Below are 17,612 nucleotides of genomic sequence, written 5' to 3'. Positions count from 1 at the left end.
ACCATGATTGAGCTCACAACACTGGTTGATTACTGCGCAGAGTTTTTGTCCATCCACGATTTTCAGGACTACTGCCCTAATGGTTTACAGGTTGAGGGTAAGCGCCAGATTGAATCCATCGTGACCGGCGTGACCGCCAGTCAGGCGTTAATCGATGCCGCCGCGCGGGCGGGTGCTGATGCCCTGCTGGTGCATCATGGCTTTTTCTGGAAAGGCGAGGATCCCTGTCTGGTGGGGCTCAAGGGGCGCCGCATCCGGGCGCTGCATGCCGCCGGACTGTCGCTGCTGGCCTATCATCTGCCGCTGGATGCGCACACCGGGCTTGGTAACAATCGATCTCTGGCGCAGCGGCTTGGCATTCAGCAGGCGGAGCCGGCGTCCAGTGACACGCCCCTGCTGTGGTGCGGGCAGTTGGCATCAGCGGAACCGGCGGCCGCGTTCAGTGAGCGCATTGCGAAGGCGCTGGGCCGTCAGCCGCTGCATATTCCAGCCGCCGAGCGGCCGCTGCGAACGCTGGCCTGGTGTTCGGGAGGGGGGCAACGCTACATTGAGCAGGCGGCCGCACTGGGTGTGGATGCTTTTATCAGCGGCGAAATCTCCGAGTCCACCACGCATCAGGCACGCGAGACCGGCCTGGACTATTTCGCGGTGGGGCATCATGCCTCCGAGCGCGACGGTATTCGTGCACTCGGCGAGCATCTCGCGCAGCACTTTGGGCTTACCCAGCGGTTTATCGAGATCGAGAATCCGGCCTGAGTCTGACCCGGAGCCGGCCGTGATTCGGAGGGGCCGCGCCGGCAAATTCCAATGGAATTCTGCGGGTTTTTGCGGATTGTCGTGGTTGTGCTGGCGCGCCTTCGTGTTGAATGTTCGGACATGGGAATTTCGCGCAGCGCCTGCATTCGGCATTCGCTGGCTGCGGTGCTGCCCTGTTAACTGACTGTTTAATAAGCGCTTTTATTGCTTCTTTTGCGTTCGGGTGGTGCTAGTACCTTGACCGGCATGGGGTTTATCGGCCAGAATGCTTGATCTTTTTTCAAAGAGCTTCGCGAGATTCTAATTTTCAACCTTCATTCGGAACTGTGCGAACGCCTCCGGTTTGAGGCGTCGTCCGGACGAGCCTACGGGGGTCTTTTGAGCAAATGAGCGCACAAGGCGTTAATAAGACGCGGCGGCGAGTCCTCGTCGCCGCCACGAGCGTCGTCGGTGCTGTTGGCGCTGGCTTCGTCGCCGTACCTTTCATTTCGTCGATGAATCCGAGCGCCAAGGCGCGCGCGGCCGGCGCGCCCGTGAGAGCAGACATTAGCAAGGTCGAGCCAGGTGCCTTGCTGCGTGTCAAGTATCGCGGGCAGCCCATTTGGGTGGTGCGTCGCACGCCCGAGATGGTCGCCAATCTGGCCAGCAATGATTCAAAGCTGGTCGATCCGCAATCGACCGTGCCGCAGCAGCCCGAGTACTGCCAGAATCCAACCCGGTCGATCAAGCCGGAATTTTTCATTGCCATCGGTATTTGTACGCATTTGGGTTGCTCGCCAACCTATCGTCCCGAGGTGGCACCGGAGGATTTGGGTCCGGATTGGAAAGGCGGCTGGCACTGCCCCTGTCATGGGTCTAAGTTCGATCTTGCCGGGCGGGTTTTCAAGGGCGTACCGGCACCGACCAATCTGGTCATCCCCAAACATACCTATCTGACTGACACCACCGTCCTGGTGGGCGATGATGGAGGACAGGCTTCATGAGTGCTGAACATGCACAACCTAGCGGATTGCTCGGCTGGATCGACAAGCGGTTTCCAGTCGTCGATGTCTGGAGAGAGCATCTGGCCGAGTACTATGCACCGAAGAACTTAAACTTCTGGTCCTTCTTCGGCTCGCTGGCCATTACGGTGCTGCTGTTGCAGATCATTACCGGCATTTGGCTGGCGATGAATTACAAGCCCTCGGCGACCGAGGCTTTTGCTTCGGTTGAGTACATCATGCGCGATGTCAACTGGGGCTGGCTGATCCGCTACCTGCACTCCACGGGTGCCTCGGCCTTCTTTATTGTCATCTATCTGCACATGTTCCGCGGTCTGCTGTGGGGTTCCTACCGCAAGCCCCGTGAACTGCTGTGGATCATCGGGGTGGTGATCTATCTCGCGATGATGGCAACCGCCTTCTTTGGCTATCTGTTGCCCTGGGGGCAGATGTCCTACTGGGGTGCCCAGGTTATTGTGAATCTGTTTGCGGCTGTGCCGGATATTGGCCCGGATCTCTCCGTCTGGGTGCGGGGTGATTACGTCATCTCCGATGCGACACTGAATCGCTTTTTCGCCTTCCATTTCCTGATTCCCTTCCTGCTTGTAGCTCTGGTGTTTGTCCACATTGTCGCCCTGCATCGGGTCGGTTCTAACAACCCCGATGGCATCGAAATCAAGGAAAACAAAGACGAGCAAGGGATTCCGCGCGATGGCATTCCCTTCCATCCTTACTACACCGTTAAGGATCTGATGGGTGTGGTGGTGTTTCTGGCGATCTTCTCTTTGGTGGTGTTCTTTGCGCCTGATTTTGGCGGACTCTTCCTGGAGGGGCCCAACTTCCAGCCAGCCGATCCGTTGAAGACGCCGGCCCATATCGCTCCAGTCTGGTACTTTACCCCCTTCTACGCCATGCTGCGCGCAGTGCCACCCATTGCTGACTCCCAGTTCCCGGGGGTTGTGGTGATGTTCGGCGCCATTGCGATTCTGTTTTTCCTGCCCTGGCTGGATCGCTCTCCGGTGAAGTCCATGCGCTACAAGGGTCCGATTTCCAAGTTCTTCCTTGGTGCCTTTATCGTCTCCTTTGTCGTGCTGGCCTATCTGGGTCTGCAACCCTCGAGCGATCTTTATACAATGCTCGCCCGTGTGTTCACGGTGGTGTATTTCGCCTTCTTTATTCTGATGCCGATTTACAGCAAGCTCGATAAGACCAAGCCTGTTCCGGAAAGGGTAACCTCATGAGAAACAGTCTATTCATCCTCGTTCTTCTGGTCGCACCCCTGGCGGCCTGGGCCTCCGGTGAAGGACCGAAGCTTGAGCATTCGGATATCGACCTGACCGATCAGGCTTCGCTGCAGCGTGGCGCCAAGTATTTCATGAATTACTGCCAGGGCTGCCATTCGTTGCAGTACATGCGCTACAACCGGATGGCTAAGGATATTGGTATCACCAATGCGCAGCTGATGGAAAATCTGTTGTTCGGAGATGCCAAGGCCGGCGATCTGATGACCAACGCCCTGCGCCCGGAAGATGGCGAAAAGTGGTTTGGCACCGCGATTCCCGACCTGACTCTAGCCACCCGCTGGCGCGAGCCTGATTGGGTCTATACCTATCTCAAGTCGTTCTATGTCGATGACAGCCGCCCCTATGGCGTCAATAATCTGGTATTTCCCGATGTTGGCATGCCACACGCCCTGGCGGAACTCCAGGGAGTGCAGGAAGCCGTCTATGAGCACGGTGAGGGGGAAGGCGCTGCGGCTGAGCATATCAGCGAGCTGGAGCTGGTGTCTCCCGGCACGCTGACGCCGGAGGAATACGACAACATGGTGCGGGATATCACCAATTTCCTGACCTATGTTGGTGAGCCGATCAAACTTGAGCGGCGCCGTATCGGAGTCTATGTCCTGTTGTTCCTGGGTCTGATGTTTTATCTGACCTACAACCTGAAAAAAGAGTACTGGAAAGACGTTCACTGATTCTTGTCATCAGTGATTGTTGCAGGCGCTGGCGGCCCGGTGAGTGATTCGGGCGCCAGCCGCCCTTTCAGATTGCCCGCCGCGGCAGTCCCATGTCGGTGCGCGGCCTCGATTAGGAAATCCTGCGGTGGCCTCACCTCGACGCTCGGTTATGACCTTATTTTCGGATGCAGCCTGCCCCTATTGTCATCGGGTGCGCATGGTGCTGGCCGAAAAAAAAATGACGGTCGATATTGTCGACGTGGATGCGAACGCGCTTCCTGAGGAAGTGCTGGACGCCAATCCCTATGCGGCAGTTCCAACTCTGCTCGACCGTGATCTGCGACTCTATGAGTCTCGGATCATCATGGAATACCTCGACGAACGCTTTCCGCATCCGCCCCTGATGCCAATTGATCCAGTGGGGCGTGCCAACACCCGCATCTACTGCTATCGGGTGGATCGCGACTGGTCCGTGCTCATGGACCGCATCATCAAAGGCTCCAAGGCCGAAGCCAAACAGGCACGCAAACAGTTGCGCGATAGCCTAATCACTACTTCGCCGGTGTTTGGCGCGCACAGCTTCTTCATGAGTGAGGAATTTTCACTGGTCGATTGCTGTATTGCACCGCTGCTGTGGCGCCTGCCGCTGTTGGGGATTGAGTTGCCGGCGACGGCGGGTGCGGCTAAGGACTACGCCAAGCGACTGTTCGACTGGCCGGCATTTCAGGAGAGTCTCACCCAGGTTGAGCGGGATATGGTGGCCTCCAAGTGAGTATAAAGAGCAATTAACCGCATGAAATCGAATCGACCCTATTTGATCCGGGCCCTGTTCGAATGGATCATCGATAACGGCATGACGCCGCATTTGCTGGTGGACGCGATGCACCCGGAGGCTGATGTGCCGCGCAAATTCGTCGAGGAAGGGCGCATTGTGCTTAACATCGCCCCGACGGCGGTGAAGGATCTGCTCCTGTCCAACACCATGATTACCTTCTCGGCGCGCTTTAGTGGCGTGCCCGCCGCTGTCAGCCTGCCACCCAGCGCAGTGCTGGGGATCTATGCACGCGAGAATGGTCATGGCATGATTTTCCCCCCCGAGGAAGAACTCGAAAGCCATACCCCTGAGGATGATCAGGACGGCCCCACGGGCGGCGGTGCTCAAGGAGGTGCAAGCACCAAGGACGACGCCAAGGCCGGTCGCCCCAAACTGCGCGTCGTCAAATAGTCGCTGTCCGCGTTTAGTCACCGATCCGTTGTAAAAGTCGGCAGGCCGGTGGTGAGCCACCAGGCAGAGGCCTCTTGGTCATACTGCCAGTGCTGACGCTCAGCCAGGGATTCCAGCCGTTGGCGATCACGCAGCACATACTCAATCCGTACCATCTGTACGGCCTGATCGGCTTCGGTCATCACGGGCGGCTGAACCACCTCATAACCGGTGACGCGGATGTTTTTCAGCCGTTCAGACGGGGCTTCCGGGCGCTCCTCGGGCTTGATAAATTGGATGGCTGCGTCATAGTAACCCCAGCGCAGCGCTTGGCGATAACCGCTGGTGGCGCTTTCCAGGAGTTGATGCTTGCGTTCTTCCTTAATCCGTTCGCAACCATTCAGCATCACGACAGCTGCGCACAGCAGCAACAAAAGCGGATGAATCCGGCGCATGATCTGGGTACCTGTGTAACATGAAGGCGACCTTGGATTTTAACGCATGAGTGACAGCATGGAACCCAAACCCGACGCGTCCGTCAAGCACAGCGCCACCGTCCCAGCATCCACAGTAGATGAGCCGCTGCTGGAACTCAAGCTCGACGCTGCCGAGGTGACGCTACTCGGCACGGCGCATGTCTCGCGTGCCAGCGTGGCCAAGGTCAGGGAGCTGCTCGAAGCCACCCCAGGGCGTTATGCCGCCGTCGCGGTCGAGCTGTGCCAGAGCCGCTATCAGGCCCTGATGGAGCCGGATGCTCTGGCGCAGCTGGATCTCTTTGCCGTGATTCGCGACAAGCGCGCCCACATGGTGGCGGCCAATTTGGCGCTCTCGGCCTATCAGCAGCGCCTGGCCGAACAAATTGGGATTGATCCCGGCGCTGAGCAGCGCGAGGCGATTCGCCAGGCTCAGCGCCTGGGGGTGCCGGTGCTGCTGATTGATCGCGATCTGGGCATCACCCTCAAGCGTGCCGCGCGCAATCTGGGCTTTTTCCAGCGCCTGAATCTGTTCGTCGGGCTGTTGGCTGGGCTGCTGTCGCGCGATCAGGTCACTGAGCAGGATATCGAATCCCTTAAGCAGGGCGATGTGCTGGAAACCGCTTTCAGCGAATTTGCCGAGAACCGCCAGGATCTGTTCCAACCTCTGATCACTGAGCGGGATACCTTCATGGCCGCGCGCCTGCGCGAGGAAATCACCCAGCATGGCTATGCGTGCGTGCTGGCGGTCATTGGCGCCGGACATTGCAAGGGCGTGGCGCAAGCCTTGCGCGCGCCCGCGCCGCAGCCACCGGCCGAGCAGATCGCCAGCCTGCAAGCACTGCCGCCGGCCAGTGCGCTGTGGCGCGTGCTGCCTTGGCTGGTGGTGGCAGTGATCCTGGGCATGTTTGCCTATGGCTTCACCCGGGGACCGGGAGTTGGCTGGGATCTGGTGTGGGACTGGGTGCTGATCAATGGCGGCCTGTCGGCAACAGGGGCCGCGCTGGCGGGGGCACATCCGCTGACCGTGCTGGGGGCTTTTTGCGCCGCCCCCCTGACCTCGCTCAATCCCACCATTGGCGCGGGCATGGTAGCCGGCGGCATCGAACTCTTCCTGCGCCGCCCGCGCGTTGGAGATTTTCAGCATCTGCGCGCAGCGGTGGGACACTGGTCAGGATGGTGGAAAAATCGCGTGGCGCGCCTGCTGCTGGTGTTTATTTTCAGCACCCTCGGCTCCGCTCTGGGCACCTACATCGCCGGCTTTCATCTGATGGCACGCCTGTTTGGCACCAACTGAATGCTCCCGGCTCAGCCCCCAGTTGAGTGCTTAGAATCCATGCGCGCGAATAGCCGCAGATACATGGAGCTGAAATTTTGTTATAAACGCTGGCGTTCTTGGTCATGGTAATTTTTGAGATTCGATGTTGAAACCGCTGCGACAATTATCCGCTCCATCCGGCCGGCGCACCTGTCAGCTCGCCTGGGTGGCTTTGTGCATGGCTGCCGTGGTCATGATGCTGGTCACTATCAGCGGTTGCTCAACCTTTGTCTGGGATCCCAGTCACAAGGTTGGCGCGGCCAAAGGTCACATCATCGACGAGGAAAAGGCCGGATTCGACCCGGGGGCTCAGACCCAGCCGTTGCGTCGCGATGGCATTGCGCTTGATGAAGAGCGTGGGCCGGGATTGTCAGAGGGCATTGAGCGCGGCACCGGGGTCTTTGTACAGAATATCGAGCGCCCTACGGTTGACACCACGCCCGGCGATGTCACGCTTAATTTCGACGGCACCGATATCCGTGAAGTTGTCAAGGTCATTCTGGGTGATCTCCTGGGCGTTAACTATGTGCTGGATCCGGCCGTGCAGGGGTCAGCCTCGCTGCAGACCGGTCGCCCGCTGCGTCGCGACCTGTTGATTCCTACGCTCGAAACCCTGCTGCGGATGAACAATGCCGCCCTGGTTGATAAAGGCGGAACCTACGAAGTGGTGCCCCTGGCCAAGGCGGTTCGCGGGCGCCTGGCACCCCAGCTTGGCACTAGCAACAAAGCCCTGCCGCCGGGCTATTCAGTGCAAATCATTCCGCTGCGCTACATCGGCGCCAAGGAAATGGCCAATATTCTGGAGCCCCTGGCTCCGGAAGGCAGCCTGGTGCGGGTCGATAGCCTGCGCAATCTCCTGGTGGTTGCTGCCTCTGGACCGGAGATGAGCAATCTGATGGACACCATTGATGTGTTCGATGTGGACTGGATGGCGGGGCTCTCGGTGGGATTTTTCACCTTGGAATATGCGCAGGCCACTGAGGTGGTCAGCCAGGTGGAAGAGCTGCTCGCCGGCGAATCAGGTGATACCGCCAAGGGCCTGTTTCGCCTGATTCCCGTCGATAGCGCCAATGCGATTATGGTGGTCGCCCCCCAGGCCCGCTACTTGGAGAAAATGCAGGATTGGATTGAGCGTCTGGATCAGGCCGAGGCCAGCGGCAGCTCGGCGCAGCGGCTCTTTGTCTATCGGGTCAAGCACGGCGAAGCCGAAAACCTTGCCAACATGCTCAGCCAGCTGTTCGCCGGCAGCGGCGGCTCCACGGGCACCAGACGCAGCGTCGGTGGCGTGGCACCGGGGACTCGCGAAGCCTCCATTGGCGGTGACGGGCAGAGCAATGGCGGCACCACTGGGACTGCTTCACGCAACATATCCTCCAGCACGCTTGATATGTCATCGGAAGTCAGCATCGTAGCTGACACCGTGAACAATTCTCTGCTGGTGCGCTCCAGTCCACGCGATTATAAAAAAATTCTCGATGCGCTCAAGCAACTCGACATCGTGCCTCTGCAAGTGCTAGTGGAGGCGACCATCATCGAAGTGCGCCTGAGCGGTAGCCTGAGATATGGCGTGAGCTGGAACTTCCTCGCCGGCCCCAAGACAGAAGGCGATTACCGCAATGACATCGCATTTTCCGGCAGCGAATCAGGCGCTATGGGGCCGACCTGGCCCGGCTTTAACTGGTCCGTTGTGGTCAATCCAGAGACCATTCGCTCGACCCTGAGCGCGCTGGCCGCCGATGATCTGGTCAATGTGCTCTCGTCGCCCTCGGTCATGGTCATGGATAACCAGGAAGCCAAGATCCAGGTGGGCGATGAGGTGCCGATCAAGACGCGCGAGCAGCAGGACACCACCAACACCAGCAGTCTGATCAATGAGATTGAGTACAAATCAACCGGCGTCATACTCACCGTCACCCCGCGCGTCACGCCCGGCGGGCTGGTACAGATGGAGATCGAGCAGGAAGTGAGTTCCGTCAACCGCGATGAAGGCGAGGTCGATTCGCCGTCCTTCCGCACCCGCAAGATCAACAGCAATGTGGCGGTGCGCTCCAACCAGGCCGTGGTGTTGGGCGGTTTGATCCAGGATGACCGCGAAGATAGCAAGACCGGTGTGCCCGGATTCTATCGGGTGCCGGTGTTTGGAGCTTTGTTTGGCGACACCAGCCGCAGCGCCAAACGCAGCGAGCTGATTGTGGTGCTCACCCCCCGGGTGATTGCCAGCGACACTGATATTGATGCCGTGACCGAGCATTTCCGCGGGAAGGTCCAAAATCTGAAGAACGCCTTCTAAGGGCCTCTGGATGGACTATCTTATTGTGAAACAGCGCTTTACTGTGAAACACTACGTTCGTCCTCTGGGGTGGTGATGCCCCTATGAGCGTTCGTGCGATCAACTTCTGTGCAGCTTCGGACTTGGATTTTGCTGCCATTGCCCGCGAAGTCTTCCGCATCGAGTCCGAAGCCGTGGCCGGTTTGGCGGAACAGATCAACGGCGACTTCAGTGCTGCCGTCACCGCCATTCTGCGCAGTGTCGGGCGGACCATCGTTTGCGGCATGGGGAAATCCGGCATCATCGGCAAGAAGATCTCCGCCACCCTGGCCAGCACCGGTACACCGTCGTTCTTTATGCATCCATCCGAGGCTTATCACGGCGACCTCGGCATGGTGGATGGCAACGACATCTTTATTGCCATCTCTCATTCGGGGGAGACCGAGGAACTTCTGCGTCTGCTGCCCTTTCTGCGCGACAACGGCAATACCACCATTGCTCTGACCGGCAACACCCGCTCCACGCTTGCACGCCAGGTCGAGCATCATCTGTGGGTACCCGTCGCTCAGGAAGCCTGCCCCTTGCAGTTGGCCCCCACCGCCTCGACCACCGCCACCCTGGCCATGGGCGATGCCCTGGCCGTCGCGCTGATGCGCGCGCGCGACTTTCAGGCCCATCACTTCGCACGCTTTCATCCTGGTGGTAGCCTGGGCCGGCGCATGCTTGCCCTGGTGCGTGATGAAATGTGCAGCGACAATCTGCCCTTCATCCAGCCGGATGCCCTGGCCGCCGAAGTGGTGGCCACCATGAGCAGTGGCCGCCTCGGTATGGCCATCGTCAGTCAGGATCGTGCGGTGGTGCTGGGCGTTATTACCGATGGCGATCTGCGCCGCGCATTGGAGAGCAATCAGCAGCGCTTCTTCGCTTCCTGTGCCCGCGATATGATGACGCCCGATCCGATTGTGATCGGCCCCGACAGCCGCATGAGTGCCGCTGTGGAACTCATGGCGCAACACCATATTACCTCGCTGATTGTTGTGGATGACACGGGCATCCGTGGCGTGGTGCAGAAGTAGCACTCCCGTCGAGAGTGCCTTAACGGAGCAGGCCCGCTGTGGATCCGGTTATTGATGTCATCATTCCCGTTTATCGGGGCTACGCACAGACGCGCCGCTGTCTGAACAGTGTCCTGGCCGCCCAGCAGCGCACGCCCTTTGAGCTGATTGTCATCGACGACGCCAGCCCCGAGGCCGACCTCCGCCACTGGCTCGATGCCTTGGCCGCCAGTCGGCGTATTCATCTGCATCGCAACCGCGCCAACCTGGGCTTCGTCGCTTCGGTGAACGCCGCCATGGCCTTGCATCCGACGCGCGATCTGGTGCTGCTCAACAGCGACACCGAGGTCGCCAACGACTGGCTCGACCGCCTGCTGGCCTGTGCCGGCACGGATCCCTGCATTGCCACCGTCACGCCGCTGTCGAACGACGCCACCATTTGCAGCTACCCCCGCATCGGCGTTACCAATTCGCGAGCAGATGACATCAGCGTCGCCGAACTCGATGCCTTGGCCGCCAGTGTTAACGCCGGTCAGTCCATCGACATTCCCACCGGCGTCGGCTTCTGTCTGCTGATCCGCCGCGCGGCGCTGGAGACCGTTGGCTTGTTCGACCAGGCGCGCTTTGGGCGTGGCTATGGCGAGGAAGTTGATTTCTGCCTGCGCGCTGAACAGGCCGGCTACCGCCATTGCCTCGCTGGTGATGTCTTTGTGTACCACCAGGGGGCGGGCTCCTTTGGCGCCGAAGCGGCGCAACGCAAGCAGCAGGCCCAAGCGCTGATTGATGCTGAGCATCCCGACTATCCCGAGCGCATCCAGACCTTCCTGGCTCAGGATATTGGCCGCTCACTGCGCCGCCGGCTTGACATCGCCCGGCTCAGGCGCTTGCAGCCGTTGATTCTGTTCGTCTGCCATGCGCGCGGCGGCGGCGTCGCCCGTCATGTGCGCGATCTGATCGCATTGCTGCGCGGCCGGGCCGAGGTACTGCAATTGCAACCCCATGGCCCGCACCGCCAGCGCCTCCGCTGGTCGCGACCAGGCGAGGAATTCAGTGCCTATATTGACCTCGCTGATGACTATGCTGCCGCCATCCAGCTGCTGCAAGCGCTGCACATCGACCGCATTCATTATCATCATGTCGCCGACCTGCCGCCTGAGGTGCTACAACTCCCGCGCGATCTTGGCCTGGACTACGATTTCACCCTGCACGACTTTGCTGCCATCTGTCCGCAATTCCACTGCGCCGATGCCCAGGGGCGTTACTGTGGGGAGCCTGGGGGGGAGCCCGGTGGAGAACCTGGCGGGGAAGCCGATTCCAGCTCCTGCCAGCGCTGCCTGGACGCACGCCCTCCGCAATGGCCGCTCGATATCCAGCAATGGCGCCAGCTGTGGCACGACTGGCTCAGTGGCGCCGCGCGTATCATCGCTCCCTCGCAAGATGCCGGCGCCCGGCTCAGCCGTTACTGGCCGAATCTATCCATTTTGCACTGGCCGCATCCCGAGCCCGCCGCGACTCAATGGGGCCACAGCCCACTGACCCGCCAGCCGTTGGTCAAGGTACTAGTGCTGGGCGCCATGTCCGCCACCAAGGGTCTCGGCCTGCTGGAAGACTGCGCGCGCGATGCCCGGCAGCGCGACCTGCCGCTGTTTTTTCGCGTGCTGGGCTTGTCCGCCCCACCCGAGCACGCCTGGCCTGAAGTCGCCCTGAGTATCGCCGGCAGCTATGCCGATGACCACCTGCCGGACTTGATTGCCAGTGAGCGGCCTGATGTCTTCTTCTTCCCCTCTCAGGTGCCGGAAACCTTCTCCTACACCCTAAGCCTGGCCATGCACACCGGGCGGCCCATTCTCGCCACCCGCATCGGCGCTTTCATCGAGCGCCTGGCCGCTTATCCGGCGGCACAGTTGCTAGATGTAAATACCCCGGCGGCTGACTGGAACCAGGCCCTGCTGCGTCACCAGCTCCAACCCCAGCTTCAGCCACAGTTCCTGTTTCAGCCCCAGTCCGTCGCATCCAGCGCCAGCCCGGAACCGGCCCCGACTGCTGACGTCTGGTGCGCTGGCTACGCCGCCCGCTATCTGAACGCCTTTGACCAGCCCAATCCCGCGCCACCGGTGCCGGTATCCCTGAGCGCGGGCTTCGAGCTGCCGCTGAAGCATCTCTACCTGCGCCCCGAGGACCAGCTTCCCGAGCGGTCTCTGTCTCATCTTTACACGGCAGTAGTCGGCTACCGCGACTGGCGTTTGCAATCCCAACTGACCCAGCGTGTCGAGCAGACCGAACTGGCCCTAGCCGACGCTCAATGGGAGCGACATGAGCTGAAACAACAACTCTGCGAAGCCGAGGCCTATTCCCTTAGCCACTTGAACGATGAACGCCGCGCCTTAAACCGCCACATCGATCATCTGCAAGCGCGTCTCGATGCCTCCGAAGCCCAGATTGCCGCTATTAAACGCAGCACCACTTGGCGCCTGATCACCCCCCTGCACAGACTCATCAGCACCCTGCGGCAGCCCGAGATCCCGGTGCGCCTATGGCGAGTGCTCGGCGATTGCATGAGACCGGCGGCGCGTCATCAGCCGCCTCCTGACCTTAGCTTCCCGAGATCCCCGTCTCCCCTTATCAGCCTGATTCTTGGTCCTGTTATCGACCCCGTCGCTATTTCGGCCTATATGCAGTGCCTACACAGTGCTCTGCATGGCTTGGAGCTGGAAGTGCTTCTGCTTGACACCGCTACTGCCACCGGCACCCTGTCCGCGCAGCTTCAGGCGGCTAATATCAATGGCGTGACCCTGATCCCTGCCACCCAGCCTGCTCATTTTGGCCAGCAGGCCAATCAGGCCGCTGCTCAGGCGCGTGGTCGCTACCTGTTGTGGCTCGATCCAGCCATTACCCTTGATCACGCGGCTGTCGAGGCCATGCTCGATCAAATCCAACAGCCCGATGTTGGTATGGTGGTGCCGAAAATCCGCACTCCGGACCCAGGTGGCTGCCTGGTCGCAGCGGGTGGCATTTTGTGGAAGGATGGCAGCGTCTGGTGCGACGGGGCTGGCGATGATCCGGCCAAGCCGGAGTATAGCTATCTGCGCCGTATTGATGTTGCGCCCTGGGGCTGCTACCTGATCGTGCGGGATTTGCATGAGGTTGTGGGAGGCTTCGATTCCAGTTGCACTGATCCCCGCTCGGGCGCTGTTCGCATGAGCATGAAAATTCAGGTAAAAGAGCACCAATTTGTATATTATCAACCAGCGGCCGAAGTGCTCTGGATGGGGGGTATATTTCAGCCACAGGATGGAAACTCGTTTATCTCGAAAGCTCAGCAACAAGCTGTAGCTAATGATTGGCCAACCCTGGTTGAAAATCGACAGCAAGCAGGTGATGACCTGTTCCGTGCACGAGACTCTTCTGTTCACTACCGTATCCTGTTAATCGCCGAGGACTTAAAAACGGAAATGTATCTTCCTGGGCTAGAGCGGGATGAAAACGCCGGGCTCGCTGCTGTTATTCACGATCTGGCTAAGAATTTTGGCGCCGGGCAAACAAGGTTTAGTGTGTTCTTTGGGCAGGGAAAAATGCCGCAGAATACCTCCTCACTGCGCAAGGCTGGCATCGAAGTGCTTGCACAACCATTTTTTTCTGACCTGGAAGATGTGCTACGACAGCGTGGTCCTTGGATCGATCTTTTCGCCTTTTTGGAGCCGGAGCTGGCGCTGCGGTACGGGGGTTTGGCGCGCGCCTGTTCACCATCAGCGCAACTGAGCTGTTGGCTGGGATACAATCAAACTGGGAGCATGGGAAATTCAGAACTAAGCATGCAGGGCTGTCTTGACAGGAAAAGGGAGCGTGAACGACTGAGTACACTGTTGCAGAGCCTTGGCCGATTTGGCCTGGCTGAGGCTGCGAGCAGGCATTCACTGCAGCAGGGGTGGGTGGGAATCGAATCACGCGACATCGTTGGTTGTGGTAAAAAAAACATAGTTGCAGAAGAGGTACAATATTGCTAGTATGCGGTCTCATTCGCAGTGTTAAGACCCTCTAAGTAAAGGTGCATCCTCTTGCGCAGGCGAACAAAGATCACTCCCTAGCCCAAGCTTACGCAGAAAAATCTTGACCTTTCAGAAAAATCATCCATATTTAAGTCGTTACCTGAAAGACCTAAGCTTCCGCATGAAATTGAACCGCCGCTCGCTCTGTAACGCACGCCAGCCTTTGGCTGGTGCGCTGTTCGTGCTTCTAACCCTACTGTCTGCACAGACTTGGGGCGTAAGTAAGGAAGTGGCGCTTTTAGCCTCGGCTGAGAATACAAACCAGGCGGCCGAGGCTGCTGCAAAGCCCATCACAACCGCTGCATCGGATGCGCGTCTGCCTGGTTCGGGGGCTACGGGAAAGACTCAGTCCGAAGAAACTGCCGCAGACAAAATCGCCTCCGCCTCGGACTTAGCTGAAGTCATTGGTGCTAGAGTGAAGGCGCGTTGGCGTGCGCTCATGGCTAGAGATTTCACTGAAGCCTATAAGTACGAGTCTCCAGCGTTTCGCAAGCTAAATGATCTTGAGTCCTTTTCACGACGGTATGGAGATGCTGCCAAGTGGACAGATGTCGAACTGGTAAGCGTTGATTTGAACGACACAAAAGATCTTGCAAAGGTTATACTCATGGTTAGCTATGTTGCCGTGCTGCCAAATGCAACCACCTACAACGGCAGGCGGCGTGTGGATGAAAAGTGGCTGAAGGTGGACGATCAGTGGTGGTTCAGTCGCCAGTAGACCAGAATTCACCTTAAGCTACCGAGAAGCATCTTCAAGCGATCAGCTAGGCACCTTTGATGACGTTGTGCCCCATGAGATATACTCCACCGTCGAGCGTCCTAAGGCCCTGTTCGGAGCTTAAGACCCGATTAAACCCGTGACCCAACAAACTCACTCAACGCAATAGACGAGGAAATGTCGATGACTAGCATTCTCAAAAAAGCGAAAGTATCCGGTGCAGTGGCAGCCGCCCTTGCAGCCGGATTGGCCGCTCAGCCAGCACTCGCCGTCAATCATTCGGATGATGGCCTTGGTGAAGTGGTGATGATTCCCTACTACACGGCTCGTAACGGTTACGATACTTACGTTAGTATTGTAAACACCAGTCCAGACTATGTGATTGCGGTCAAGATCAGAATGCGCGAGCGCGATAACACTCGCGATGCTCGAGATTTCAATATTTTCTTGTCGCCAAACGATGTGTGGGCTGCTGTCATTACTATGAACGCGCAAGGCGTTCCGGTGATTCAAACTCCGGATAATACCTGTACCGACCCGGCGTTACCTGCGGGTCAAGCCACTGTTGCAGGGTTAACTGGTGTGACATTTACGAGTAGTGCCTATGATGGTTCAGCGGAATCGATTTGGCCAGCTGATGGAGGCTCGACAGGGATCGAGCGTACTTATGACGGGCACATAGAAATAATCGAAATGGGGGCGTCTTTAGCTACAAACCCAATCGCAAGTCTTGCTGTCCATAATCCAGCCACAGGCGTTCCAAACTGTGATGCGTTAAGAGCAGCTCTTCCCCCAAGTACCTATTCAGATGCCATAGCCGAGTTTGGCGAGCCGATAAATGTTATGAAGGGGTCGGCTTACCTCTTGAACATGGGGGCAGGCATCGGTGCAACTATTCCTGTCGATACGCTGGCCAATTTTGCCAATGAAGATGATATCTTGGCTTTACCGTCAGATCCTGAACCAAACTTGAGAAGTGTTGACCCGCAGATTACTCAGCGAATAGCAGAGATAGGGGGAGTGTCGACCCTGGTTCAAGATGACTTCACCACGAATGCTGAGCAGGCTGATGCCATAAGTTCTTTGTTTATGGCTACGTCAGTTCTTAATGAGTATGCAGTTGGCGGAGGGAATAACGTTCTAAACGACTGGGTTATAACTTTTCCGACCAAGAACTTCTATGTAGACACTCTTGAGCAGCCAGCTGCGCCAGTTCCACCTTTCGAAAACGTGTTTCAGCCAGACGGGCTGTCCTGTGAAAGTGTTACATATAACTATTTTGACCGCGAAGAGCGCGCCGTCACACCGACTACTGGGACAGACTTCTCACCACGACCGGAAGGACAGCCTGGAGCTAGCATCTGCCAAGAAACTAACCTGTTAGTTTTTGGTCAAAGTAGCGCTCTTGCTGGAGCAGATATCGTCGCTGCTGGTAATGCTTATGCAGTGCCGCGCAATGCTGGCTTTGATAGTGGCTGGATGCGTTTGACCTTTACCGGAGCTCCCGCAACTAACATTGGTATATCCGGCACAAACTTTACCTATTATGGGCTTCCTGTAACAGGCTTTGGCATCAAAACTTACCAAAGTGGTGTTGCGGCAGCAAATTATGGGGTTGCCCAGGAGCATGCCTACAGTCGTTCAGTTATGGCAAATCCCTGACGTATAATCCGGAGGGTTGAGTTAGGCGGCTCTGTAGTTCTACATAGACGTTGTCAATATAAAAAGGGGGGGGGAAGCCCCCCTTTTTTACTCGAAGGTTGAAAAATGAAAGCGCGGGATATTGAAGGCCGTTCTAAAGTGCTGTCACGCAATCAAGCTCTGATAATCGGGTTGTTGTTGCCCGTTTGTGCATTTGCTGCTTCAGAAGTGACTGTAAACTTTTCAGGTGGTGGTAAAGGGCGTTGCCTGATGACCAGCGATGGATCATTGTCACTCACAGGTGGCGTCATTTTATCGTGTTCTAATACGCTTTCGTCTGATTTTGTTAAAGTGTCTAGCAGTCCAGGAGATAATCCAGGAGATAATCCAGGAGATAATCCAGGAGATAATCCAGGAGATAATCCAGGAGATAATCCAGGAGATAATCCAGGAGATAATCCAGGAGATAATCCAGGAGATAATCCAGGAGATAGCGTAACAGATCGTTATGGGCAGCGGCCAGATGAATCTTATGTTACAGAGGTCGAAGCTCGCAGAGCTGGTGCTGGTACAGTCTACGTTCCGTCAATAGCAGAAGCAGAGATGATAATCTATGATGGTGGAACAGGAACTATAGAATACCCAGGTTGTGCTGGTCTTTTTGATTATGATCGAACAACACCGCGCTATCAGGAGTCAACTTGCCTAATTACAGGCTCTTTAGATGTAGGTGTTACGTATGTCCAGCGTTTGCCTTGGTCAGTTCCAATTATTCCGGATACCTTAACTCAATCAGAAATAAATGAAGGTGTGCAGTCTGTTAGTGACCTTCCTCCTCAAACTGTTCCGCGGACAACTATCAAATTTAGCACACGATATACAGGCGCATTTCATAGATACTATCGTTACTCGGTGTCTGAGGATCCTGGTGTTTTTGAGAACTTGGATTCTGAATGTGTTTACGAACAAATTTCAGATGCAGTAATTAGAACTAGCTTTGCTCCCCAGTTTGGCTATTGCTACCTGCCAGATGAAAATGGCACTTATTTCGCTAATATAGAGGCAATACCTTATACGGAAACAGAAGTCGTGGGCGGTGCAGAAGTGAGTGTGACGAAAAACTGTGAGGGAGATGATATATGTCGAGTCCGTATAACGGCATGGTGAGCCAATACGTTATCCCCTAACTTTCCAA

The 17,612-nt window shown here is 57.4% G+C and carries 14 protein-coding genes; 13 read left to right on the top strand and 1 reads right to left on the bottom strand.

Annotated elements, in window-relative coordinates:
- Positions 1–3 precede the first annotated feature (3 nt).
- From CKO36_RS04130 to CKO36_RS04105, 6 genes are all read left to right on the top strand, one after another.
- Positions 4–756, top strand: a complete 753-nt coding sequence (locus CKO36_RS04130; protein ID WP_200280930.1) for a Nif3-like dinuclear metal center hexameric protein — start codon at positions 4–6, stop codon at positions 754–756.
- A 386-nt stretch (positions 757–1,142) separates the two neighbouring features.
- Positions 1,143–1,739 carry a ubiquinol-cytochrome c reductase iron-sulfur subunit gene (gene petA / locus CKO36_RS04125; protein ID WP_200280927.1) on the top strand — a complete coding sequence of 199 codons (597 nt, stop codon included), beginning with the start codon at positions 1,143–1,145 and terminating at the stop codon, positions 1,737–1,739.
- A complete protein-coding gene (locus tag CKO36_RS04120; RefSeq protein WP_200280924.1) occupies positions 1,736–2,977 on the top strand; it encodes a cytochrome b in 1,242 nt (413 codons plus the stop codon). The genes petA and CKO36_RS04120 overlap by 4 nt, the downstream gene beginning before the upstream one ends.
- Positions 2,974–3,711 (top strand): cytochrome c1, encoded by a 738-nt coding sequence (locus CKO36_RS04115; protein WP_200280920.1) that lies wholly within the window; start codon positions 2,974–2,976, stop codon positions 3,709–3,711. The genes CKO36_RS04120 and CKO36_RS04115 overlap by 4 nt, the downstream gene beginning before the upstream one ends.
- Before the next feature lie 151 nt (positions 3,712–3,862).
- Entirely contained in the window at positions 3,863–4,465 is a 603-nt protein-coding gene (locus CKO36_RS04110) for a glutathione S-transferase N-terminal domain-containing protein (protein WP_200280918.1), read from the top strand.
- Positions 4,466–4,486: 21 nt separating this feature from the next.
- A complete protein-coding gene (locus CKO36_RS04105) occupies positions 4,487–4,918 on the top strand; it encodes a ClpXP protease specificity-enhancing factor (protein ID WP_200280915.1) in 432 nt (143 codons plus the stop codon).
- A gap of 17 nt (positions 4,919–4,935) precedes the next feature.
- Here CKO36_RS04105 and CKO36_RS04100 read toward each other — a convergent pair whose 3' ends face one another.
- Positions 4,936–5,352: a hypothetical protein gene (locus CKO36_RS04100; protein WP_200280912.1), complete on the bottom strand. Its 417-nt coding sequence runs from the start codon at positions 5,350–5,352 to the stop codon at positions 4,936–4,938.
- Between the two features lie 46 nt (positions 5,353–5,398).
- Here CKO36_RS04100 and CKO36_RS04095 point away from each other — a divergent pair, with 46 nt between their 5' ends.
- The 7 genes from CKO36_RS04095 to CKO36_RS04065 all read left to right on the top strand — a co-directional run bounded on the left by CKO36_RS04095 (position 5,399) and on the right by CKO36_RS04065 (position 17,584).
- A complete protein-coding gene (locus tag CKO36_RS04095) occupies positions 5,399–6,667 on the top strand; it encodes a TraB/GumN family protein (protein WP_242469384.1) in 1,269 nt (422 codons plus the stop codon).
- Positions 6,668–6,791: 124 nt separating this feature from the next.
- The gene (gene gspD / locus CKO36_RS04090; RefSeq protein ID WP_242469383.1) at positions 6,792–8,978 is read left to right on the top strand and encodes a type II secretion system secretin GspD; all 2,187 of its coding nucleotides are present in this window, start codon (positions 6,792–6,794) and stop codon (positions 8,976–8,978) included.
- Positions 8,979–9,061: 83 nt separating this feature from the next.
- Positions 9,062–10,033 carry a KpsF/GutQ family sugar-phosphate isomerase gene (locus CKO36_RS04085; RefSeq protein ID WP_200280909.1) on the top strand — a complete coding sequence of 324 codons (972 nt, stop codon included), beginning with the start codon at positions 9,062–9,064 and terminating at the stop codon, positions 10,031–10,033.
- A 38-nt stretch (positions 10,034–10,071) separates the two neighbouring features.
- Positions 10,072–14,016: a glycosyltransferase gene (locus CKO36_RS04080; protein WP_200280906.1), complete on the top strand. Its 3,945-nt coding sequence runs from the start codon at positions 10,072–10,074 to the stop codon at positions 14,014–14,016.
- Between the two features lie 103 nt (positions 14,017–14,119).
- Positions 14,120–14,776: a hypothetical protein gene (locus CKO36_RS04075; protein ID WP_200280903.1), complete on the top strand. Its 657-nt coding sequence runs from the start codon at positions 14,120–14,122 to the stop codon at positions 14,774–14,776.
- Positions 14,777–14,959: 183 nt separating this feature from the next.
- Positions 14,960–16,438: a hypothetical protein gene (locus tag CKO36_RS04070; RefSeq protein ID WP_200280901.1), complete on the top strand. Its 1,479-nt coding sequence runs from the start codon at positions 14,960–14,962 to the stop codon at positions 16,436–16,438.
- A 105-nt stretch (positions 16,439–16,543) separates the two neighbouring features.
- Positions 16,544–17,584 (top strand): hypothetical protein, encoded by a 1,041-nt coding sequence (locus CKO36_RS04065; RefSeq protein ID WP_200280898.1) that lies wholly within the window; start codon positions 16,544–16,546, stop codon positions 17,582–17,584.
- Positions 17,585–17,612 lie beyond the last annotated feature (28 nt).

Source organism: Rhabdochromatium marinum (assembly GCF_016583795.1).
GTDB classification, from domain to species: Bacteria; Pseudomonadota; Gammaproteobacteria; order Chromatiales; family Chromatiaceae; genus Rhabdochromatium; species Rhabdochromatium marinum.
Note: the sequence above shows the minus strand (reverse complement) of the source record. Positions and strands in the feature narration are given on the sequence as shown.